The sequence below is a fragment of the Beggiatoa alba B18LD genome (assembly GCF_000245015.1).
Lineage (GTDB): Bacteria > Pseudomonadota > Gammaproteobacteria > Beggiatoales > Beggiatoaceae > Beggiatoa > Beggiatoa alba.
The window spans coordinates 1,731,151-1,753,500 of the sequence record NZ_JH600070.1 but is presented as its reverse complement, the minus strand read 5'-3'; the positions used below and the strand labels follow the sequence as shown (position 1 = coordinate 1,753,500).

Here is a 22,350-nt window from a genome sequence, read left to right as displayed (position 1 = left end):
TTGCACCTGTCTAAATACTAACTGAGCCGTTGAATCGAATCGTACTCGCACATAACGATAAACCGACACAGGTGTATCGATTCACACTCATGACTGTTATACCTATCCTTCGTATTTCACTCAGACGCACATTCCTTAAGTTATGCCAAAACGTACCGACATACACAGCATTCTGATTATTGGTGCAGGTCCTATTATCATTGGGCAAGCCTGCGAGTTCGACTACTCAGGGGCGCAAGCCTGCAAAGCCTTGAGAGAAGAAGGATACCGCGTGATTCTGGTCAACTCCAATCCCGCGACCATCATGACTGACCCCGACATGGCGGATGCGACCTACATAGAGCCTATCGAATGGCAAACCGTCGCCAGAATTATCGAAAAAGAACGCCCTGACGCGCTCCTCCCCACCATGGGCGGACAAACCGCGCTTAACTGCGCGTTAGAATTATCTAAACATGGCGTTTTAGCACAATACAATGTCGAAATGATAGGCGCGAAAGAAGAAGCCATCGACAAAGCCGAAGACCGCGAAAAATTCCGCGATGCCATGAAAAAAATCGGCTTAGATACGCCTCGTTCTAGCGTTGCGCACACCATGGAAGAAGCCTTTGCCGCACAAGCCTCTGTCGGCTTTCCGACCGTGATTCGCCCCTCTTTTACACTTGGGGGAAGTGGTGGCGGGATTGCCTACAACCGCGAGGAATTTGTCACGATTTGCGAACGTGGTTTCGACCTCTCCCCTGTGCATCAACTGCTTATTGAAGAATCAGCACTGGGTTGGAAAGAATATGAGATGGAAGTTGTGCGCGATAGCAAAGACAATTGCATCATCGTCTGCTCGATTGAAAACTTAGACCCCATGGGAATTCATACGGGCGACTCCATCACCGTTGCCCCGATTCAAACCCTGACCGACAAAGAATATCAAATCATGCGCGATGCCTCGCTGGCAGTGTTGCGTGAAATTGGTGTCGATACAGGGGGTTCTAACGTCCAATTTGCGATTGACCCCAAAAATGGACGCATGATTATCATCGAGATGAATCCCCGCGTTTCTCGCTCCTCCGCGCTTGCCTCTAAAGCCACAGGCTTCCCCATCGCTCGCGTTGCTGCAAAACTCGCTATCGGTTACACCCTAGACGAACTAGCCAACGAAATTACAGGCGGCGCAACTCCCGCATCTTTTGAACCCACGATTGACTACGTCGTTACCAAAGTTCCACGCTTCACCTTTGAAAAATTCCCCCAAGCCGAGCCGTTATTAACTACCCAAATGAAATCCGTTGGCGAAGTGATGGCAATCGGGCGGACTTTCCAAGAATCTTTACAAAAAGCCCTACGTGGGCTAGAAACAGGGATGTGTGGACTCGATGAGCATTTAGACCCACAACTCGAACCCGATTCTAACGCCAGCAAAGACGTTTTACGCCACGAACTGCAAGAAGCAGGACCAGAACGTTTATGGTATGTTGCCGACGCTTTCCGTGCAGGCTGGACAATAGATGATGTCTATGAACACACTACCATAGACCCTTGGTTTTTAACCCAAATTGCAGACATTATCGACGAAGAGGCTGAAGTTAAAGCCGAAGGCTTCGACTGCTTAACGCCCGAACGTTTACGCGAACTTAAACGCAAAGGCTTTTCCGACAAACGCCTTGCTATTTTAACCAATACTGCCGAACAAGACATTCGCGAACTACGCCACCGCTACAAAATACGTCCTGTTTATAAACGTGTCGACTCCTGCGCCGCCGAATTTACCGCAACCACCGCTTACATGTATTCAACCTACGAGGAAGAATGCGAAAGCAATCCGACTCAACGGGAAAAAATCATGGTGTTAGGAGGAGGTCCTAACCGCATCGGACAAGGGATTGAATTCGACTACTGCTGCGTACAAGCTGCTTTAGCTTTACGGGCGGATGGTTATGAAACAATTATGGTTAATTGCAACCCTGAAACCGTTTCGACCGATTACGACACCTCCGACCGACTCTACTTCGAACCTTTAACCTTAGAAGATGTCTTAGAAATCATCGCCGTTGAAAACCCCAAGGGCATCATTGTCCAATATGGTGGACAAACCCCCTTAAAACTGGCGAAACCCTTAGAAGCCGCTGGCGCGCCCATTATTGGTACAACGCCCGATTCTATCGACCTAGCCGAAGACCGTGAACGCTTCCAACAACTGGTAAATCAGCTCAATCTCCGCCAACCGCCCAACCGCACCGCCCGCAATGCAGAAGTCGCGCTTAAATTAGCGGATGAAATTGGCTACCCACTCGTTGTGCGTCCTTCCTACGTCTTAGGCGGGCGAGCGATGGAAATTGTTTACCATCCCGACGACTTAAAACGCTATATGCAAACAGCCGTGTCTGTTTCTAACGACTCCCCTGTTTTACTAGACCGATTCTTAGATGAAGCGATAGAAGTCGATGTCGATGCCGTTTGCGATGGTGAACATGTACTTATTGGTGGGATTATGGAACACATTGAAGAAGCTGGCGTACACTCTGGCGACTCAGCTTGCTCCCTCCCGCCCTATGGTCTGTCCCCCATGTTACAAGACCAACTCCGTGCCCAAATGATCAGTATGGCAAAAGCGTTAAATGTGGTAGGATTAGTGAACGCGCAGTTCGCTATTCAAAATCAAACCATTTACGTGCTAGAGGTCAATCCTCGTGCCTCCCGCACCGTGCCGTTTGTTTCAAAAGCCACAGGTTTACCATTAGCAAGAATCGCCGCGCGTTGTATGGTAGGTCGTAAACTGGCTGAACAAGGCTTTACTCAAGAATGCATTCCCTCCTACTACTCTGTAAAAGAAGCGGTATTCCCGTTTGTAAAATTTGCAGGGGTTGACCCATTATTAGGGCCTGAAATGAAATCCACAGGCGAAGTGATGGGCGTAGGTCGCAGTTTTGGTGAAGCCTTTGCAAAATCCCAATTAGCAGCAGGGCTGAATTTACCGCGCTCAGGACGTGCGTTTATTAGCGTTCGAGAAACGGATAAACAAGCAGCGGTTGATGTCAGTCGGGATTTACTGTCCTTAGGCTTTGAAATTGTTGCAACCCGTGGTACAGCTAAAGCACTCCGCGATGCAGGCGTGACATGTACCACTGTCAACAAAGTCATTGAAGGCAGACCCCATATTGTGGATAGCATCAAAAACGAAGAAATCAGCCTCATTATCAACACGACAGAGGGTAAACAAGCTATTTCTGATTCATTTACCATTCGTCGCACCGCCTTGCAACATAAGGTGACTTACACCACGACAATGGCAGGCGCAAGAGCAATGGTGTTGGCGTTAAAGGTCAGTCAATCAGGAGAAGTGAATCGTTTACAAGATTTACATAAGGAACTAAAACAAGGTACAACGATATGAATAAGTCACCGATGACTGTTCAAGGCGCACAAAAATTGCGCGATGAATTACAAGAGCTAAAATCAGTCGCCCGTCCTAACGTCATACAAGCTATTGCAGAAGCGCGTGCATTAGGCGATTTAAAAGAAAACGCCGAATATCATGCCGCGCGTGAACAACAAAGCTTTATAGAAGGACGGATTGCTGAGTTAGAAGGTAAATTATCCAATGCAGAAATCATCGATGTTACCAAGCTCAATGCAGGTGGCAAAATCGTTTTTGGTTCTACCGTAGAACTGTTAAACATAGAAACCGACGAAGAAGTGATGTATCAAATTGTCGGCGATGATGAAGCAGATATAAAAGCCAACCGCATATCTATCAGTTCTCCCATTGCTCGTGCCTTAATTGGCAAAACAGAGGGAGACGTTGCCATCGTACAAGCACCGAGTGGCAAAAAAGAATATGAAGTGGTTGCGGTAAAATACATTTAATCTAAAGGGCGTGTTCAGACTAACTGACACGCCCTTTATAGTATGAACTCTTGAATAGTCACGGTGATAAAAAACCCCTATGAATTTGTTTCTTCATGGGGGTTTTCTATTAAAAGCGGATTTTTTTGAGGATTAACTGAATTAACCTGAATTCGGCGAGTTTCTTTTAAAAAGACAACAGCTTGTCTGAATCAGGATTCACAGGATTAACAGGATTTAAAACCCTCAAACCAAAAAGTCAGGTGAATCACGCTTTTTAATCCTGAAAATCCTGATTCAGACAAACGCTTGTCTTTTTAAAAGAATTTCGCCGTACTCAGGTTAAGATAAAAAGGTTTTCCACTCAATTTGACTCCATGCGGTTTGTAACTGTGAAAACTCCTCTTGTAACTGATGTGAGAGTTTTTCAACCTCATGCAATTGCCCTTCGGCTGCCATCCGCTCTGTATTAAACGCGACTTCTCCTAACCGTAACGCGCCGATACTTCTAGCACTGCCTTTAATTGAATGCGCAATGCGCTCCGCATCTTTTTGTGCATTATTTTGCAAAGCTTGCTGTAGTTTATCTAATTGTTTGGGTGTGTCGTCCTCAAAAGCATGAACTAATTTTTCTAAAATCATTAAATTACCAATAGATACCCGCCGTAATTGATTTTCATCAAAGACGGGTAATTGGATTTTCCTCTCTGCCACATTTGTAGATTGTGTGGTGCTTACTGCTGTTGCGAGCATTTCTGTGGTTTGTTGTGCGAGCGCGGAGATAGAACGGGTTGAAACGGTTACGCTATTTTTTCCAAGCTGTTTATCCGCAGAGACTGCGGAGGTATATTTTTTTAAAACTTGTTGTAAGCCTTCAATTGAAAACGGTTTGCCTAAACAATCATTCATTCCAACCTCACGATAATGCTTTACTTCATGCGGTTGTGTATTCGCAGTTAATGCAATAATGGGCGTTTGATAGGTTTCTTTACGCTCATGTAAACGAATTTGTTTTGTTGCTTCCACACCATCCATGACGGGCATTCTAATGTCCATTAAAATAATATCGTATTGTTTCTCTTGGCAAATAGCGACAGCTTCTTTACCATTAACGACTGATTCCACTTGATAGCCAAGTTGTTCCAGCATAGTTATTGCAACTAAGCTGTTGACTTCATTATCTTCAACCAAAAGAACTTTCTGCTGATTAGGTAACATCATATTACCCTCTTTCGTTGTCAGTTTTTCAGAATTTGGTTGTTCTAAAGCAATGTATTTGCCAATTACTGCGGTTAAGCGTTCTAACGTGATAGGCTTTGCTAAATAGTCATCCATTCCTGCTTTTAAACAACGGTCTGCGTCGCCCTTCATCGCGCCTGCGGTCATGGCTATGATGATTAAATGTTGGTTAATATTTTCTAACTCACGAATTAAACGAGTTGCTTCAATACCATCCATTTCAGGCATTTGTACATCCATCAAGACAAAATCATACTGATAGTCATTGTCTAATATTTTCTCTACCGCCATTTTTCCATTAATGGCTTCGGTCACTTGGCAACCTAATTCTTGTAGCATATTCATTGCGACTAAGCGATTAACATCATTATCTTCAATCAGTAAAACTCGTGTTCCTAATGGTGCACGTAAATTAATTTGTGTGTTTGCTTCACTGTTTCCACCATTGATAGCTTTATCATTTAGTTTATTCGGCAATATGTTGGGAACTGTATCGATTTTAATAAATGTTTGTGCAAACTTGTTTTGATAATCTGACCATAATGCAATAATTGTTTGTCGCAGGTGACGAACAGGTAAGGGCTTTAGTAAATAAGCTGAGAAACCTTTATTTTGTAATATTTGTGCGTCGTATTGACAACCTGTTGATGATAATAAAATTAATAATGTATTGTTATATTTTTGGTCTTTTCTAATGGTTTCTCCCAAAACCTCGCCATTCATACCATCCATAATGTAGTCGAGAATTAATAGCCAATAAGGGTCTTGCGCGGCATAACTCTCGGCTAAACGTTGTAATGCGGTTTCTGCATCGTTACAGACATCACAACGAATTGAAAAACTTTCTAATTGTTCCTGCAACACTTGTTGATTGACGATATTGTCGTCAACGACTAAAACCCGTGTATTAATCAATGTATTTGGTAATGCAATTTGTGGGCGGGTTGGCATTTCAACGGCGTTTTTCACCAGCGGGAACGGTATTGAAACGGTGAACATAGAGCCTTTACCAACATCACTGATAACGTTGATTTTGCCATTCATTAAAGTAACTAGCTGTTTTGTAATGGCAAGCCCTAAGCCTGTACCGCCAAATTTGCGCGTTGTAGAAGTATCTGCTTGTGTAAACTTATCGAAAATGGCTTCTAATTTATCAACCGCAATTCCAACGCCCGTGTCTTGAATCTGGAAGCGTATCACGGCTTCCTCTCCTGTTCTTTCAGCGCAGTCAACATTCACAAAGACATAGCCGCGTTGTGTAAATTTCACCGCATTGCCTGTTAAATTGGTGAGAATTTGGCGCATCCGACCTGCATCCCCAATGACATAGCGTGGCGCGGTAGGGGAGTAACGAACAATTAAATCAAAGCCTTTACTCGATGCCGTAATTGAGAGTAAACGAGCGACTTCTAAGGTCGCTGTTTCTAAATCAAAGGGAATTGGTTCTAAGGTTAATTTGCCTGCTTCAATTTTGGAGAAGTCTAAAATATCGTTTAATAGTGTTTGTAATGCATTGGTAGAGTTACGAATAATAGATGCATATTCACGCTGTTGTACGGTTAAGGTGGTGTTTAATAATAATTCGGTCATGCCCATGACCCCATTCATTGGGGTACGAATTTCATGGCTCATATTGGCGAGAAATTCGCTTTTAGCGCGGGTTGCCGCTTCGGCGGTTTCTTTGGCGCGTAATAAGGCTTCTTCTGTTTGTTTGCGTTCGGTAATATCTCGCCCAACAGCTTGATATTCGGCGACTCGCCCATTGCTATCATATAAAACTCGATCAATCCAATGTTGCCAGCGAATTTCGCCATTGGCTAAGACAACTCGATGTTCAAGTTCAACGACGGGATTATCCCGTGATAAATGTTTTAAAATCTCTTCTGTTCTTGATTTATCTTCTTGAATAATCATCGGAACAAAATATTCGCCAATGAGTTCTTCCGCATTTTTTTCAAAATAGCGACAATAGGCTTCATTCACAAAGCTAATGCGTCCATCAGGACGATACCGACAAATTAATTCTGTTTGGTCTTGAACAATGGCTCGGTAGCGTTCTTCGTTCAAGCGCAAAGCTTCTTCTGTTTGTTTTAATTCGGTAATATCTGTTGCAATTTGTAAACGTACCCAACGTTTATCAATCCAATGAATTGCACTATCTTGAATTAAATACCATTTTCCCGTATTGATATCATGATATTCCACACTGTACAGATTGCCGCGTTTTTCGTCTTGCATCAGCAAGCTGTAATAGTCTTGTCCTGTGTATTCTGTGCCTGTGTAAGGGAAAAACGATTGCCAATAAGAATGTGTAAAGGCTTCTTGTCCGTATTTATTGACATATAAAACTTCATTGGTTTTTAAATCAGCAACATAAACGATAGCTTGTAAGCTATCTAAAACGGTTAATAAGCGTTCATGGGCGGCTTTTAAGGCTTCTTCTGCTTGTTTTCGTTCGGTAATATCGACGACGATACCGATTAGGCTTTCTAATTCATTTTGTTGCGTACGAATTGCAGACGCGGATAATTCGCCCCAGATGACATGCCCATCTTTATGTAAAAAGCGTTTTTCAACGCGATAATCGCCTGTTTCCCCTTGTTTAACCCGCTCTAAACGGTCTTTTACTAAGCTACGGTCAGCAACAGGGGATAAATCCGTATTTTTCATATGGTGCAGTTCTTCAGCCTTGTAGCCAAACATTTGCACCCAACGTTCATTGCAATCTTGGTAATAGCCATGTCTATCGACCAGTGCGATACCAACGGCGGCGTTATTAAAAATCGTTTGATAGCGTTTTTCTGTTTGTTGCGCGTTCTGTCTAATGGCTTGTTGTGCTAATAAATGTTGTTGCATGAACGGTGCAGCAATGACTTGTATATTTTCTGCGGTATGTAGGCAGATAATCCATGCGTATTCGAGATAGTCATGTGTTTCAATATGATGAATACGTGCTTCACAGGCAAGAACGGGGGTTTGTGGTTGAATTTGTTGTAATGCTTGTTGAATTAATTCGTAATCATCGGGGTGAATATAATGAGATAAAGGCGAATATTTGAAGTTACTGCCTAGTAATCGTTGACCCTCATCATTTAGACTCACCCATTGTCCTTGAGGTGTCACAATACCCATGAGTAACGCAGGACATGCCACACTGGTTATATTGTCATTTGAAGTAATCATGAGGTTTTATCGAAAAAAGTTTATGAATTTTATGCAAGGGTTATGCTCAATTCTTTAATTATTTTTACATTTTTTCATAATGTTCTAAACAACGTGGGCATAATAACCATTCTTCAATAGAGTCTGGCGGTGGTGGATTTTGCATTGAGCGTGTGACTTTCACCGTTTGTAATTCTGTTGGAGCGGTCAGTGTTGCACACCAACGACAGGGCAAAGGCGTAAGCAATTCGGTTTTTATCATGATGTTGTCCTAAGAAACGTAATAATTAAGAAAAACCATACTTTTTATAAATAAATAGGCAAAACAGTCTTGCTTGCCATAAAAATTAATAGTTATCTTTTTATCTAAAACCGACATCAGGTTTTTATCTTATACTTTCCGTTGATGGAAACAGTCGGCTGATTTTAAGCTAGACAATTTGTGTGATATGCAGTTGGGGTAATCCTATCAAATACAGGACGCAACACTATTTATTGTTGTGAGACAGGCGTTATTTTAGGATTTTGCCAATCTCCTGAAATTATATATTGATAATTGATTGTTTTCTCTATTTCTGTTTCTAATAACTTTTGTACAACCATCACGACTGCACCAACCGCAAGCCCTCCGACTAAAGTCCCTGCAATGGAGAGTGTGTTGGATACATGTGGGATAATTGTGGCGGTTTGTTGATAAGTTTGGGTTAATAAATTGGTTTGTCCTTGAATTTCAATTTGCGCTGCTGGGGCTTGAATAACAAGTTTATCGGTTTGTGCAATCCCTTGTTGAAACTTAAATTCGCCAAAAATTTGGTTAAATCCAAACCCTGCGACAAATACGTCGCTAAAGTCCATCGCCAGCCGTCGGGGCAAGGCTTGTAGGTCGAAAAGTCCAAATAATCGCCCAACACCTGGTTCAACATCAGTTAAATGCCCATCAACCAGCAATAAGCTGAGTCGTCCTTGTAGGTCTGCTAATTTAAAGCGGTAGGGGGTATCTGCCCATTCTGCTTGTAAATTCGCTTGTAGCATTCCCCCTGCAATGGGCGATGCTGTATAGCCTAAATAATGTGCTAATAAGCTCATGTCTTGGCTGTATAAATCAACTTTTAGCTGAGTTTGATGCGTTGTATTCTCAGCGAACCATTCTCCTTCTACATGCAGGCTAAACCCTGCGTTTTTCGCTTCTAATAATTCTAAATTTAAGCCACGCGCTGTTGGATGACTGAAAAGATTTACATTGCCTAATTGTATCTTGTCTAACTGTAACTCATCGGCATGGAATGCAATATGTGGTAGTTGACGCGGGTTAATACGGGTAATTTGCTTGTCTTTTGTCGGCGATTTTTCGCGCTCGGTTTGTGGATTGGCAATTAACAATAATTTATCAAAATTGATGTTTAATTGCTGTTTATCCATGTCCCAACGGGCTTGTCCACGTAAATCATCGTTATTTAAGGCTAACTGTAACTGATTATTTTGATAATGAGCATTCAGTTGTAAATCTTGTGTGCGATAACCAAAGGCATTCAGCGTTCCCACATTAACATCTAAGTAGATAGGTAAGGTATGTGTCTGATTAGTTGTAGGTAATGCCCGTATAACAGGTTGCCATATGGCTAATGTCCATTCGCTGAGATGCCCTGCGATTTGTATGATAGGGGGTGTCGGAAGGCTTGCAACAACACCACCGAATTGTATCCCTGCTTTATTTAAACCTTGTGAGTCAATCTGAAAAATGCCATTAAAAACATTTTCATAATTTATTTCAATCTGTTGTTGCTCATAGGTAATCTGGAGATTACGAGTTGATTCGGATGCTTTGGCTAAAGGCGGAGGGAGTTTTAGAGCTAATCCTTTTAAATCGGAGAAAATTTCAATTTTTTGTTGTGCGTTATTTTGTCGATTCACAGGTAGCTTTAAGGCTGCACGCCATGTTGTTTCCCCTGTTATCCATTGATGATAAGGGAGGTTTTCCCAAGCTGGCGATAAACTACTTAACTGTCGCTGTATAAATTGCGCATTTGCGCGACCTGTTAATTCGGCTTCAATGAATTTATTTGGGTTTTGTCGGTCTTCTTGAAATGCCAGTTGTATCGGCATGTCGTATAAAAAACCGTTTAATTGTTGTGCCAGTAACTTGTTCGCATCAAAGAATACGCTGCCGTTTAGCTGATTTAGCGTAACATTTAAGGCTTTATGAGTGAAATCTGTGCGCGAAAAACGCAATTCACCGCGCGTTATTGCATGAGCATTGTCAGTTAAAGGCAGTTGTAAATCGAGTTTAAGTCCTAAATCGCCTGATAATTGAATATCTTTATCTAAATTCACGCTTTTATTTAAAGGGCTATCTTGTAAAAAGTGTAATCCATCCGCGACTGTGCCTTGTAATTCTCCTCTTACCGTTAAGACCGCAGGATGTGCCGTAATATCGTCAATAATCACCGTCACCGCTTGCAATTGACTGTTAAAAATTCGTCCTTTATCCGCACTAATCACCATTTCTCGACCATGCATGGTCAATTCAGCCTGAATTTTTTCAATCGGTGGATATTGTTCATCATAATGCAGATAAGCATTGCTGATTTGCGCACTCACGCGCCATTGGGGATTTTTATCCGCAAATAAGGTTTGCCAATGTCCACGGACATCAATTTGTCCACTGTCAATAGAGCCACTGACTAAGGCTTTTTTTAACCATGCGTGAGTAATCGGCGTTAATTTGTCAGGAACATAACGATAGGCTTGATTCACTTGCCCTTTTTCTACGAGTAATTGTAAGTCGCTACTGGGTAATTCCCCCTGTATCGGCACTTCTAACCGCCCGACAATATTAACTTTGGTGAAATTATCAGCAACTTTAAAGCCTTGCGTGATAAATTGCCATGCTTGCGCATCACGTCGCCATTGCCATTGCCATTGCCCTTGTAGCTGGTTGATAACTAATGGTTCGCTAAACCACGCAGGATTTTTTAACACTAAGCCCGCTTGCGTTAAACGTAACAAGCCTTGTTGCATAGAAAATTGTGTATAACCTTGTGCGTCCACTAAACGCGGTAAATTTTTCGCTGCCTGCACATTTAAATGGTTAAATTCTGTTTCTCCCGACCAACCCTGTATCGGTGTGTACGTTAAACGGAGATTTTGCAATGCGCCTGTTAATTGCCACGTTGCCAAACTTTGCCGTAATGTGGATGACGCGGGGATAAATTCTAAAAATCCGACCCAACTGCTTAAATTAACTGCTCCATTTAGCAGGGTAATTTGCCAAGGTAAATTAGGTTCTGTTTGATGAATCATCTCTGCAATCGTAGGGGCTTGTAATTGCAGGGCAGGGAATTGCCATGTTTCATGCGCTGTTTGCAATTGCAGGGCGTTTACTGTGAGTTGCGTTGCTTCCGTATCTGCTTGAAAGCGTAAATTGCCTTTTAATGCAGTTTGTGCAGTCGCTTGTAGCATGAAACTGGCTTGTATATCAGGTAAACGATGGGGATGTAAGGTTAATTGCGCTTTCAGCATGACTTGTTGCAGACTGAGGGGTAATTGCGCTTGTGTTGGAAGGGTAAAAATAACGTGTAACTGTTGGAGTTGGTCTTGCGGGGTTAATTGCAGGCGTAAGGCATCTACATGGATAACTTTATCAGGTTGTTGAAAAATCAGCTTATCTATATCAAAAGAAACAAAGGTTTGTTGCCATAACCATTGTAAACCGTGTGAAATTTGCTGTAATGCTTGTGTCGGTGCTTGCTTATTATCATCAGCAATATTAAGGGCTAATCCCGCAATATAAACTTGCCCATCTGCTTGCTGACTGAGCGTTAAGCGGGGCATGTGCAAGCGAATTTCTGCTGTAATGGCTGTTTGTTGCTGAAGCGAAGCGAAAAGTTGAAAAAAAACCGCAACAGATGCGACTTCTAAAACTGTGTGTTGTTGTGCATCCAGTAAACGAACTTGCTCCAACTGTAAAACAGGTTGTCCTTCTAACCAACTAGCGTGCAACGCGCCAATTTTAACCGTTTGCTGTAATTGGGCAGAAAGCCACTGTTCTATCTCTGTTCGATAATGGGTGCTATAAGGAAATAAGAGATAAAGACTTAAGATGCCAATTGCTAGAAAACCACATAAGAAAACAATGGTTTTACGAACAACACAGAGCACCGTTAAACTGTGACGTAACAACATAATAAGTGGATAACCCACACACAACATTTTGAATTGTTGAAAACAATCAAAGGGTTTACCAATAGTTGTTTATCACGAATCAACGGCATAAATAGAGAACCTGTAACCTTTTACTATCCTTAGATTAAATCAGCACTGCTTGCTGTGAGGTTAAATGCAAAAAAGCCTCTGCTAAACGAGTTTGTCCTGTTAATTGTAATAAGTCTTCGGGCGTTCCTGTGGCTAATATCTTGCCTTTGTGCAAAATCACGACCCGATGCGCACTTTCTACTTCATCTACCAAATGGGTTGCCCATAAAACCCCCATTCCACGATTGATACATAATTGATGTACATAATCAACTAAGCCTTTACGCGAAGCAGGGTCTAAACCAACGGTCGCTTCATCCATTAATAACAAATTGGGTTCATGTAACAACGCCCGCGCTAATTCTACTTTACGACGATTGCCACCGCTTAATTTAACGCAAGTTGTGCGTGCTTGCTCTGATAATCCTAAACGCGCTAACTCTGTTTGTATCCGCGACTGAGTGGCTGACCCCATACCATGCAAACGGGCATGAAACCGCAAATTTGCCAGCACACTCATACTTAAATCTAAAGTCGGCTGTTGAAAAACAATCCCCATTCCCGCAAGGGCTGGGATTGCAGACAAAGAAATATCATGCCCACCGATAATAATACGCCCTGCATCCGTTACAAATAAACCACTAAGCAACTGAAATAAAGTGCTTTTTCCCGCACCATTTAACCCCAACAAGGCGACAAACTCCCCTTTATTTAAACTAAGGCTCACTTGATTTAACGCTTTGATATTGCCATAGGATTTCGTGACATTTTCAACTTGTAACACAGGAACAGGCGAAGCAGGATTAAATGACATCAGTATGTCGCTCCTCTTGACGAATGCCAGATAATAAATCGGGATGAGTCGTTAATAATTGTTGATATAACTGCAATAACTCCGTGCTACCTGTCGGTCGTGGATGCGGTAACACTATCGGCTGTTCTAAAACCACCCGTGCAGGATTCATTGATAAAAACAGCACTCTATCAGCTAAACTCAACGCCTCGCGTAAATCATGGGTCACAAACAACACCATCGGGCGTGAAGTCAGCCATAACGATAACAACACATGGCGCAATCGCTCGGCGGTTGGGGCATCTACGGAAATAAACGGTTCATCCATTAATAATAAACGGGGTTGTACGACAAAAGCCCGTGCAAGCGCAACTCGCCGTTGCATTCCCCCCGATAACTGCGCGGGAAATTGATGCGCCTGTGCCTCCAACCCCACCGCTTGCAAATAATGCAATGCCAATTCACGACTGTGAGCCGAGTGATTCAAGACCAACAATAAATTATCTAAAACCGTCAACCATGGCATTAAACGCGAATCTTGAAACATAAACCCCATTTTTAACGGCAAGCGTTGTCGCGTGTCTAATGTCTGCCCCTGCCACTGCAACTGAAATTGTGCTTGCTTATCCAACCCACTGAGAATATTTAATAAAGTGCTTTTGCCACAACCAGAAGGGCCTACTAAAGCGACAAATTCCCCATCAGCAATAGAAAGTTGTAAATTTTCTAAAGTCGGCATTTTAGCCTGTGCATACCATTTTTTCTCAATCGTCACTGTCAACATAATTTTAAGGTCGCCAACGGGATAAATAACGCTCTAATGGGCGTAAGCAAAACCCTTCTACGGCTAACATCACCGCTACAAAAGCAAGGGTATAAGCTAAAATACTTTCAATATCAAAAAACTGAAAATACGTATGCAATTGAAACCCCATGCCCTGACTACGTCCTAACAACTCCACCACCAAGACAATTTTCCAAATCAACGCCAACCCAGAACGCGCGGCCACCAAAAGATAGGGATACAGTTGCGGTAAATAAACTGACTGCAAAGTGCGCCAATGGGGAACTTGAAAAATATAAGCCACTTCCATCAGCTTTTTATCAATCGCCCGCGCCCCTTCCCGCACCGTCACAACAACATTCGGGACTTTATTCAACACCACCGCCACAATTGCCGCTGTTTCCGTCAAACCCAGCCAAATGTAACACAAGAGAATAATCACCAAAGCGGGAATATTCAGCATAAAGACCAGCAAATTATCTAATAAAGCATCAACCTGCGGATAATGCCCCATGATAACCCCTAACACCGTTCCAACCCCCATCGCAATGATAAACACCAAAGCAACACGCCCTAACGTAATTCCCAAGTGATACAACAATTCACCATGAATTAAATGTTGCCAAAATCGGCTTAATACCGCGAAAGGGGTTGGAAATAAAGGGTCAGCCAAACTCATTGCCAGCACTTGCCAGACGATGACTAACCCTAAAAAAGACAAGAGGCGTAATCCACCCAGTGATAAATTAACGTTCATCATTCAATGGGTAAACTGAACCCTTGCCAAAACGTACCTGCACTTAATGTATTTGCACTGCCGACCACCTCCGCGCCTCCTTCCTGCGCTAACACCGCAAAGGCTTGTGCAACAGCAGCTTGTTCCGCCTGACCAAATTGTTGCGGAATTCCTGCACGATACCCCCGTTTTAATGCCTGAAAAGTTGCATCATCTTCTGCTTGCGTTAACGAGCGAATTCGTTCCCACTCAGCATCATCCGTCGCCAAACGTTGTTTTGCCTGATAAGCTGCTTTTAAAAAAGCCTTGACGGTTTCAGGCTGTTGATTCGCCCACTGCTCATCAAAAATCCAGACTAATAATGGAATTGGCTTTTCAATCCCCAAGGCAGGCAACATATCAGCAACATTTAATAACGGTTGCATGCCAGCAACTTCTAAACGTGCCGCAAAATGCCAAAAATTCAACGTTGCGGGTAACTCATTACGCAACATTAACTGATTTAATAACGGTGGTGCGCCAAAAACAGGCTCGACCCAACTATTCAAATCCGTCCCCAGCGTTTTATGACTATATGCTCTTAAAAACAACCAACTTTTATCTGTTGCTCCGCCAGCAACACCGATTTTTTTCCCTTTTAAATCTGCTAAAGTTTTAACATTCGCATCAGGACGTACAAGCAACTGCCCAACGGTTAAAGAATAGGGAACGGCGGTATAAAGTCGTTTTTCTGCGCGTTGGCGTGAAACCCATAACCAATCCCCCACAATGACATCGACCGATTGCCCTTGCAAAGCCACAGACAAGGCATTATTAGCCGCTAAAGGAACAAGTTCTACTTGAATACCTGCTTGTTTATCAAGCTGATGTGTTTTTAACACATCCATTTCCCAGCTCACTGTCCCAAATTGCAAAACGCCTACTCGAATCGGCTTTTCTGTCGCAAACAGGATATTTGGAAATAAAAAACTCAGAAACAATGAAATTGACAAAAAACGGTACAAAAATCGCTTAAACAAGGTGGGTAACATAAGGCTTATAAGCTCCTTTCAGTGGTGGGATAACAGCAAATTAAATGAACTGCTGCTTTGTTATTATTCGTCTAACTACGGGTTAAATATAAAAATGTTTTTTTCTAAAAACCATAAAAATAAATGGATTCAGCGAAATAAAAACAAAAACGCTTAAAATTTTACCCCTCTTTAGTTAAAAATCTTATAAAGATTACGGAATTTATTAAAAAAATAATAAGCCAATGAAGACTTAAAAAAGCAATGAATGACTATCATTGTTAAAGTTAATGTAGCGTAACTTGAGTTCTACGAGTTTCTTTTAAAAAGACAAGCGTTTGTCTGAATCAGGATTCACAGAATTTTCAGGATTAGCAGGATTTAAACCCCTCAAACAAAAATCCAATGCAAATGAATCTTTTAAATCCTGTTTAATTACCTGTTACCCAGTGAAACTGGGTAACGAGCAAACAACTGTTTCATTTATGAAATCTCGCAATACTGGGGTTAGCGTAAATAACTATCTGTTATAAATATAAATAATTTAAAAAATTGCTAGGGTGTCCACTATGAATATATACAACATCATCAGAAAATGTCTGATGGCAATGCTTTTCTTGCTCAATCCTTTATTAATTTCTGTACTCCCTGCTTATGCAGAACCACATAAATTAGAAGCAGAATATTTATTGAGAATTACTCAATTTGTCACATGGTCACCCCAACTATTTACTGACCCAACCGCACCATTGGAAATTTGTGTATTAGATGATGCACATTTTCAAAAGTCTTTAGAAAACGTTGTCAAAGGACGTAAAATCGGTTATCACCCAATTATCAGCAGACTGGAAAATAATATTTATAAATTATCAACTTGTCATATTGTCTATATCACCACAGCGGGAGATGCTGACCGTGTAATGACTATTTTAAATAGTTTAAAAAATAAAAGTGTATTACTTGTCAGTAATATTCCCCACTTTATTGACCAAGGCGGCAACTTAGGCTTTATTTATCAAAAGCATGGGATTTTTTTTGAAATCAATTACCAATCATTAAATATGAAGGGTTTAACCCTCAGTTCGAAATTATTGCGCCAAGCATTACGGGTAATTAAATAATATAACCATCATTTTTATGCTTATCAGACCCTAAAAATGCTAAAGGCTCACATGTTATGATTTGTAATAATATATCGTCTATTTGGTAATGCTAAACAAGTCAGATTTTAAACGCATAAAATCTAATTCAGACAACCGCATTAAAATTCATCAGTAAAACCTGACTTGTTTAGCATTAGCATCTATATTAAGTGGAAAACCGTCTATGTTTAAGTTGTTACGTCGCGGCTCATTAAAAGAAAAGTTATTACTGATTATTATGTTGACCAGTGGTATATCCCTATTAGTCGCTTCCATTTTTTTTCTGTATCGTGAAAATGAATCAGCAGAACGAGCAATCATTAGTCATGTTTACAGCTTGGCGGAAATATTAAGTAAAAACGCAAATGCCGCACTTGCCTTTCATAATAAGCTAGACGCAATCGAATTACTGAACACCCTAGAATCACAAACAGATATTGTTGCCGCTTGCCTTTATACAGAAGATGCCATGCTATTTGCGGCATATGACCCAACAAATAAGCATTGCCCACATCAATTAAGCCCAAATTTACAAAAAAAAACCTATTTTTTCACCGATAACACACTCTCCATTATCTGTCCTGTACGCATTGGCGATGAACCCATTGGCTGGCTACATTTACAAAACAGCCTACAAACCATGAGTAGCCAATTACACGAATACACCCTATTTGCATTGCTCGTATTTGTCACTGCAATGGTGACAGCGTTTATTTTTTCTAATTTATTACAACAAATTATTTCCCGTCCTGTTTTACACCTTGTTGATGTGATGCGCCGTGTTTCCACAGAAAAAAATTATGCATTACGCGCAACAGCACAAAAGCCCGATGAATTAGGCATACTTATCGACGGCTTTAACGACATGCTGGCGAAAATTCAAAAAAGAGATAAAGAACTGGAACATGCCAAAGAATTGGCAGAGTCTGCAAGTCAAGCTAAATCGCAATTTTTAGCGACGATGAGTCATGAAATTCGTACCCCCATGAATGGCGTATTAGGCATGACTGAATTATTGCTAGATACAGGCTTAAACGAGCGTCAGCGTCATTTAGCGGAAACGGTTCAAAATTCAGGACAAACACTGATGACCATCATCAACGATGTGCTGGATTTTTCCAAAATTGAAGCGGGGCATTTAGCGTTATATAACAGCGAGTTTGATGTACATGCACTGGTAGAAGATACCCTAGATTTATTTGCAGGGGCAATTGTGCAAAAAAAACTTGCTTTATGTAGCCATATCGCCGCAAATGTACCCAAAATGTTATCTGGCGATTTAGTCCGTTTACGTCAGATTTTATCTAACCTCATTAATAACGCGATTAAATTTACCGAAGTGGGAGAAGTTGTTATAAAAGTCACGCAAGTGAATAACGATGCAACACGTGTACAACTAAAATTCGCCATTTACGACACAGGCATAGGCATTCCAGAAGCAAAATGCCCGATACTCTTTCAACCGTTTACACAAGTTGACGGTTCTATGTCACGTCGCTACGGCGGTACAGGTTTAGGGCTTGCCATCAGCAAACAATTAGCCCAACTCATGGGCGGTGAAATCGGTGTTGAAAGTAAGATTAATCAAGGCAGTTTATTTTGGTTTACCGCATGGCTAGATAAGCTACAAACGCCAACAGTCTCCCCAGCTCAAGACAAACTCCCCGCGTTACAGGTTTTAATTGTTGCTTATAAAAATCATTGTGTGCAAATATTAGCTGAATATTTAACCACATGGGGACTACACGTCGACTTTTGTGATGAACAATCCGCCGTTTTAGCGCAAGTACAAACCGCCATTACACAACATACACCTTACGATGTTGTTTTATTAGAACTGATGCATAACCCCAAACAAGACAGTATTGCATTAGCGCAAGCCATTAAAGAACAACAAGAATCAACCCATATTATTTTAATTGCCAGTGTTGACCAAGTCCGAAAAAGTTATTTACAACATCCCGCAATTTCTGCCATTTTGCATAAGCCCATACGTCAAGCCCGTTTGTATCAATGTTTATGCAATGTCATTAATAATCCGTTTCCTCAAACAGAGGCAGAACAAACAGATAGCACTGAACGCTTTAACGCAAAAATTCTGCTTGCTGAGGATAACATTGTGAATCAACAGTATGTCCGCTTAGTCTTAGAAGACCTTGGCTGTCAGGTTGATTTAGTGGAGGATGGTGAACAGGTTTTAAAACAGTTACGTCTGCAAGCCTATGATTTAATTTTCATGGATTGTCAAATGCCACATTTAGATGGATTAGCTGCAACAAAACTCATTCGCCAACAAGGCTATTTAAACGCGAAAAAAAATCATGCTATCCCCATCATCGCCCTCACTGCACATGCAATGCAAGGCGACCGCGAATATTGTTTGCAGATAGGTATGGATGACTATTTAAGTAAACCCGTGAGTAAACAACAGCTAAGAGAAATTTTAGCCCATTGGGTTAATCATTTGAGTTAGGATTTTCAGGATTGAAAAGCATGATTCACCTGACTTTTTGGTTTAAGGGTTTTAAATCCTGCTAATCCTGAAAATCCTGATTCAGACAATCTTTTAATCTTCTCTGGTGAATTCTTTTCACACGTTCCGACAGACCTGCTAGGTTTTTAAAACCTAGCAGGTCTCTGTTTTATTTTATAAATCTCGCCAAACTCAAGTTAAATTGCATCTGTAGCCGCTTGGCGACGATAAGCACTAAAAGGCAATTGTTCATAAATCGCCTCAACAACATAGCGACCCAACATTAAGAAATCTTCTGCTTTATCAAAAGTTCCTTGATGCAAAGTTAGCACCTCTCCTGTTGGACGATAAAAGCCAAAGGTGGGAGAGGCAAAAATCCGTTGTTGGGTTGCAAATGCCCTCGCGCTGGTTGTCTGTCCTGCAAAATCTATTAAACGTTGTTCACTTTCAATATTTAAAGTCGCAATTTGAAATTTTTGTTTAAAATATTGAATCACTTGTGTTTGATTTAACACTGTCTTTTTAAGCTGTTCGCAATATGCACAATCATTCATTTCATACAGAATCAGCACAAATTGCTGTTGTCCTCGTGCCTGTTTTGCAAGGATTTGTAAATTATTAGTTTGTTGTAAAAATCCTGTTTCTGTACTGCGCAAGATTTGACTGCAATATTGATGCGTCGCGTGGTTTGCAGTGGTTTCTACAGGCGTGTTCATAAATGTGTAGGTTGCTTGACTGATAGCGGCACCACTCATCAGTGCGAAGCAAAATAATACAGCGATATATAAGCCAAGATTAAGAAATTTCATCATTATTTCATCCAAAATAAGGCATGTTTCTTTAAATACTCTAAGCCTGTCATTGATAGATAAGTAATTAATCCTGTGTATAAAATTCCTGCAACCATGCGCGGATAATCTGCAAAATCAGCGTAATATTGGACAAATCGCCCAAGCCCTGCATTCGCTCCAAATAATTCGGCAACAGTCAGTAAAATAAACGCAAAGGCGAGTCCGACAGTCATGCCCGAAAAAATATGCGGTAAACTCGCAGGAAACACGACTTTACTTAAATATTCCCAGCAGTTTAATTCTAAAATCAGTGCATTATCTCGATAGCGTCCTTCAATCGCTCCCGCTGCGGTATTAGCAAAAATCGACCAAAACGCGCCAATAAAGACCACAAAAACAGCAGATAGGTGAAAAGTAGGCAAAATCGCAATGGCATAAGGAATATAAACAGTAGGCGGAATCGGGGCGATAACACGAGTGAGTGGAAAAAAGCCCTTTGCATCCATGGTGTTGTTCCAACTAGCAAGCCACCCACTATCCCGATAACCGTGGCTAAAATATAACCAGGACCGAGAATTAAGAAAGAGTAGTAAGTCCCTTTTAATAATTCAGGCAATGAATCCCACAAAGCAACGGCTGTTTGCCAAGGGCTTGGGTAAAGCGAATTTGCAGGCAGTTCGACAAAACTCGTGATTAATTGCCATGCCAATAAAAGATTAGCAAATAAAATAAAGGCTTCTTTCCCACGCCATTGCCAAAAAAGTTGTAACGGATTCATGCTGTTTGTATTTGGAGTGATGGGTAATACAAGTTCGGTATCGTGTTGCATGATGACAATGCCTTTATGTTGACGGTGTCAGATTTAAACGAGCTATTGTATCCGCGCTCAGAATTTCTGAAATTTCTTCGCGGAGTAAATGAAATTCATCCGTTGTAAAGAGTTGATTGCGCACACGGGGGCGAGCGAATGAAATATTTTTTTGTGCTATCAAATGACCTGGTGAAGACCCAAGAATTGCAACTCGGTCAGCCAGATAAATGGCTTCATCAACATCATGTGTGACGAAAACAATGGTTTTACGAGGGGTTGTGCTTTGCCAAACATCTAGGAGTAAATCCTGTAAACGGGCGCGGTTAATGGGGTCTAACGCGCCAAACGGTTCATCCATTAATAAAATGGGTGAGCCTAAGGCTAACGCGCGTGCAATTGCTCCCCGTTGGCGCATCCCACCCGATAATTCAAAAGGATACTTGCCAATTGCGTCTTGTAATCCGACTTGTTTTAAAAAAACTTGGGCTTGTTCGCGCTGTTCTGCTTTGCGAATTTGTGGTTGGGCTTTGCCGATGGCTAAGGCAATATTGTCGACCATACTCATCCACGGAAAGAGAGAATAATCTTGAAAAACAATCCCTCTATCTAAGCTAACTTGAGTTCGGCGATTTTTATAAAACAAAACAGAGACCTGCTAGGTTTTCAAAACCTAGCAGGTCTTTTTTTGTCTGAATCAGAATTCACAGAATTTTCAGAATTAGCAGAATTAAAAACATAATTTTTTATTCTTTTAATTTTCTTGTCTTTTTAATCCTGAAAATTCTGATTCAGACAAATGCTTGTCTTTTTAAAAAATCTCGCCAAACTCAGGTTAAAAAATACAAAAGATTAGGCATTAGATTCATCAGTAATTTCAATCTTATTCCGTAAAAAGTCGGCTGTGCGGAAGAAAGACAGTTGCAATTCTGCCTGTAATTCTTCAGAAACTCCGACATCTTTCATGGCTTGATACATACATAATAGCCATTCATCACGTTCACGTTCTCCAATAGGGAAAGGTAAGTGACGGGCTCTTAAACGGGGATGTCCATATTTTTCTTCATATAAACGAGGACCTCCCAACCAACCGCTGAGAAACTCGATTAAAATTTGTTTAATCGCGGTTAAATCTTGCCCATGCATGGCGCGAATGGTTTTTGCCTCGGGAAGCGTATCCATCAATTCATAAAAGCGATTGACCAATTCTTGCAATTTGGCTTCACCGCCCAAGCGTTGATATGGGGTCAATATATTGAGTTGCATCATAAATTTCCAGCATTAACTTAGTAGGTTAATTACTTAATAACTTTTAAAAAAA

Annotated in this window: 15 protein-coding genes; 4 read left to right on the top strand and 11 right to left on the bottom strand. The window is 41.3% G+C overall.

All coding sequences use genetic code 11. The features are described from left to right. Positions 1 to 142 precede the first annotated feature (142 nt). Positions 143 to 3,388, top strand: coding sequence for a carbamoyl-phosphate synthase large subunit (carB, locus tag BEGALDRAFT_RS07020; RefSeq protein ID WP_002685145.1), 3,246 nt, complete (start codon positions 143 to 145; stop codon positions 3,386 to 3,388). Beyond that, positions 3,385 to 3,861, top strand: a complete 477-nt coding sequence (gene greA / locus BEGALDRAFT_RS07015; RefSeq protein ID WP_002685144.1) for a transcription elongation factor GreA — start codon at positions 3,385 to 3,387, stop codon at positions 3,859 to 3,861. The genes carB and greA overlap by 4 nt, the downstream gene beginning before the upstream one ends. 321 nt (positions 3,862 to 4,182) lie before the next feature. Here greA and BEGALDRAFT_RS18070 read toward each other — a convergent pair whose 3' ends face one another. From BEGALDRAFT_RS18070 to BEGALDRAFT_RS06985, 7 genes are all read right to left on the bottom strand, one after another. Next, positions 4,183 to 8,262, bottom strand: a complete 4,080-nt coding sequence (locus tag BEGALDRAFT_RS18070) for a response regulator (RefSeq protein ID WP_002685143.1) — start codon at positions 8,260 to 8,262, stop codon at positions 4,183 to 4,185. Between the two features lie 64 nt (positions 8,263 to 8,326). Next, positions 8,327 to 8,503, bottom strand: a complete 177-nt coding sequence (locus BEGALDRAFT_RS19145) for a hypothetical protein (RefSeq protein ID WP_002685142.1) — start codon at positions 8,501 to 8,503, stop codon at positions 8,327 to 8,329. A gap of 230 nt (positions 8,504 to 8,733) precedes the next feature. Beyond that, positions 8,734 to 12,423 (bottom strand): YhdP family phospholipid transporter, encoded by a 3,690-nt coding sequence (locus tag BEGALDRAFT_RS07005; protein WP_040294896.1) that lies wholly within the window; start codon positions 12,421 to 12,423, stop codon positions 8,734 to 8,736. A gap of 124 nt (positions 12,424 to 12,547) precedes the next feature. Then, positions 12,548 to 13,306 (bottom strand): ABC transporter ATP-binding protein, encoded by a 759-nt coding sequence (locus tag BEGALDRAFT_RS07000; RefSeq protein ID WP_002685134.1) that lies wholly within the window; start codon positions 13,304 to 13,306, stop codon positions 12,548 to 12,550. Then, the gene (locus BEGALDRAFT_RS06995; RefSeq protein WP_002685133.1) at positions 13,296 to 14,069 is read right to left on the bottom strand and encodes an ABC transporter ATP-binding protein; all 774 of its coding nucleotides are present in this window, start codon (positions 14,067 to 14,069) and stop codon (positions 13,296 to 13,298) included. Before BEGALDRAFT_RS06995 ends, BEGALDRAFT_RS07000 begins: the two co-directional genes overlap by 11 nt. A 4-nt stretch (positions 14,070 to 14,073) precedes the next feature. After that, a complete protein-coding gene (locus BEGALDRAFT_RS06990) occupies positions 14,074 to 14,829 on the bottom strand; it encodes an ABC transporter permease (protein ID WP_002685132.1) in 756 nt (251 codons plus the stop codon). Further along, complete coding sequence (locus BEGALDRAFT_RS06985) at positions 14,826 to 15,836, bottom strand: ABC transporter substrate-binding protein (protein WP_002685131.1); 1,011 nt, start codon at positions 15,834 to 15,836, stop codon at positions 14,826 to 14,828. Before BEGALDRAFT_RS06985 ends, BEGALDRAFT_RS06990 begins: the two co-directional genes overlap by 4 nt. A 581-nt stretch (positions 15,837 to 16,417) precedes the next feature. Between BEGALDRAFT_RS06985 and BEGALDRAFT_RS06980 the strand changes: the two genes are divergently transcribed. Beyond that, positions 16,418 to 16,936, top strand: a complete 519-nt coding sequence (locus tag BEGALDRAFT_RS06980) for a YfiR family protein (RefSeq protein WP_040294895.1) — start codon at positions 16,418 to 16,420, stop codon at positions 16,934 to 16,936. A gap of 205 nt (positions 16,937 to 17,141) precedes the next feature. Beyond that, the gene (locus BEGALDRAFT_RS06975) at positions 17,142 to 19,430 is read left to right on the top strand and encodes a response regulator (RefSeq protein WP_002685129.1); all 2,289 of its coding nucleotides are present in this window, start codon (positions 17,142 to 17,144) and stop codon (positions 19,428 to 19,430) included. Between the two features lie 197 nt (positions 19,431 to 19,627). Here BEGALDRAFT_RS06975 and BEGALDRAFT_RS06970 read toward each other — a convergent pair whose 3' ends face one another. The 4 genes from BEGALDRAFT_RS06970 to BEGALDRAFT_RS06955 all read right to left on the bottom strand — a co-directional run bounded on the left by BEGALDRAFT_RS06970 (position 19,628) and on the right by BEGALDRAFT_RS06955 (position 22,298). Next, positions 19,628 to 20,242, bottom strand: a complete 615-nt coding sequence (locus tag BEGALDRAFT_RS06970) for a thioredoxin family protein (protein ID WP_040294894.1) — start codon at positions 20,240 to 20,242, stop codon at positions 19,628 to 19,630. Next, positions 20,242 to 20,727, bottom strand: coding sequence for an ABC transporter permease (locus BEGALDRAFT_RS19375; RefSeq protein ID WP_050978420.1), 486 nt, complete (start codon positions 20,725 to 20,727; stop codon positions 20,242 to 20,244). Before BEGALDRAFT_RS19375 ends, BEGALDRAFT_RS06970 begins: the two co-directional genes overlap by 1 nt. Positions 20,728 to 21,063: 336 nt before the next feature. Further along, entirely contained in the window at positions 21,064 to 21,675 is a 612-nt protein-coding gene (locus BEGALDRAFT_RS06960) for an ABC transporter ATP-binding protein (RefSeq protein ID WP_081484149.1), read from the bottom strand. Between the two features lie 206 nt (positions 21,676 to 21,881). Beyond that, a complete protein-coding gene (locus BEGALDRAFT_RS06955; RefSeq protein ID WP_002685126.1) occupies positions 21,882 to 22,298 on the bottom strand; it encodes a group II truncated hemoglobin in 417 nt (138 codons plus the stop codon). Between the last annotated feature and the right edge of the window lie 52 nt (positions 22,299 to 22,350).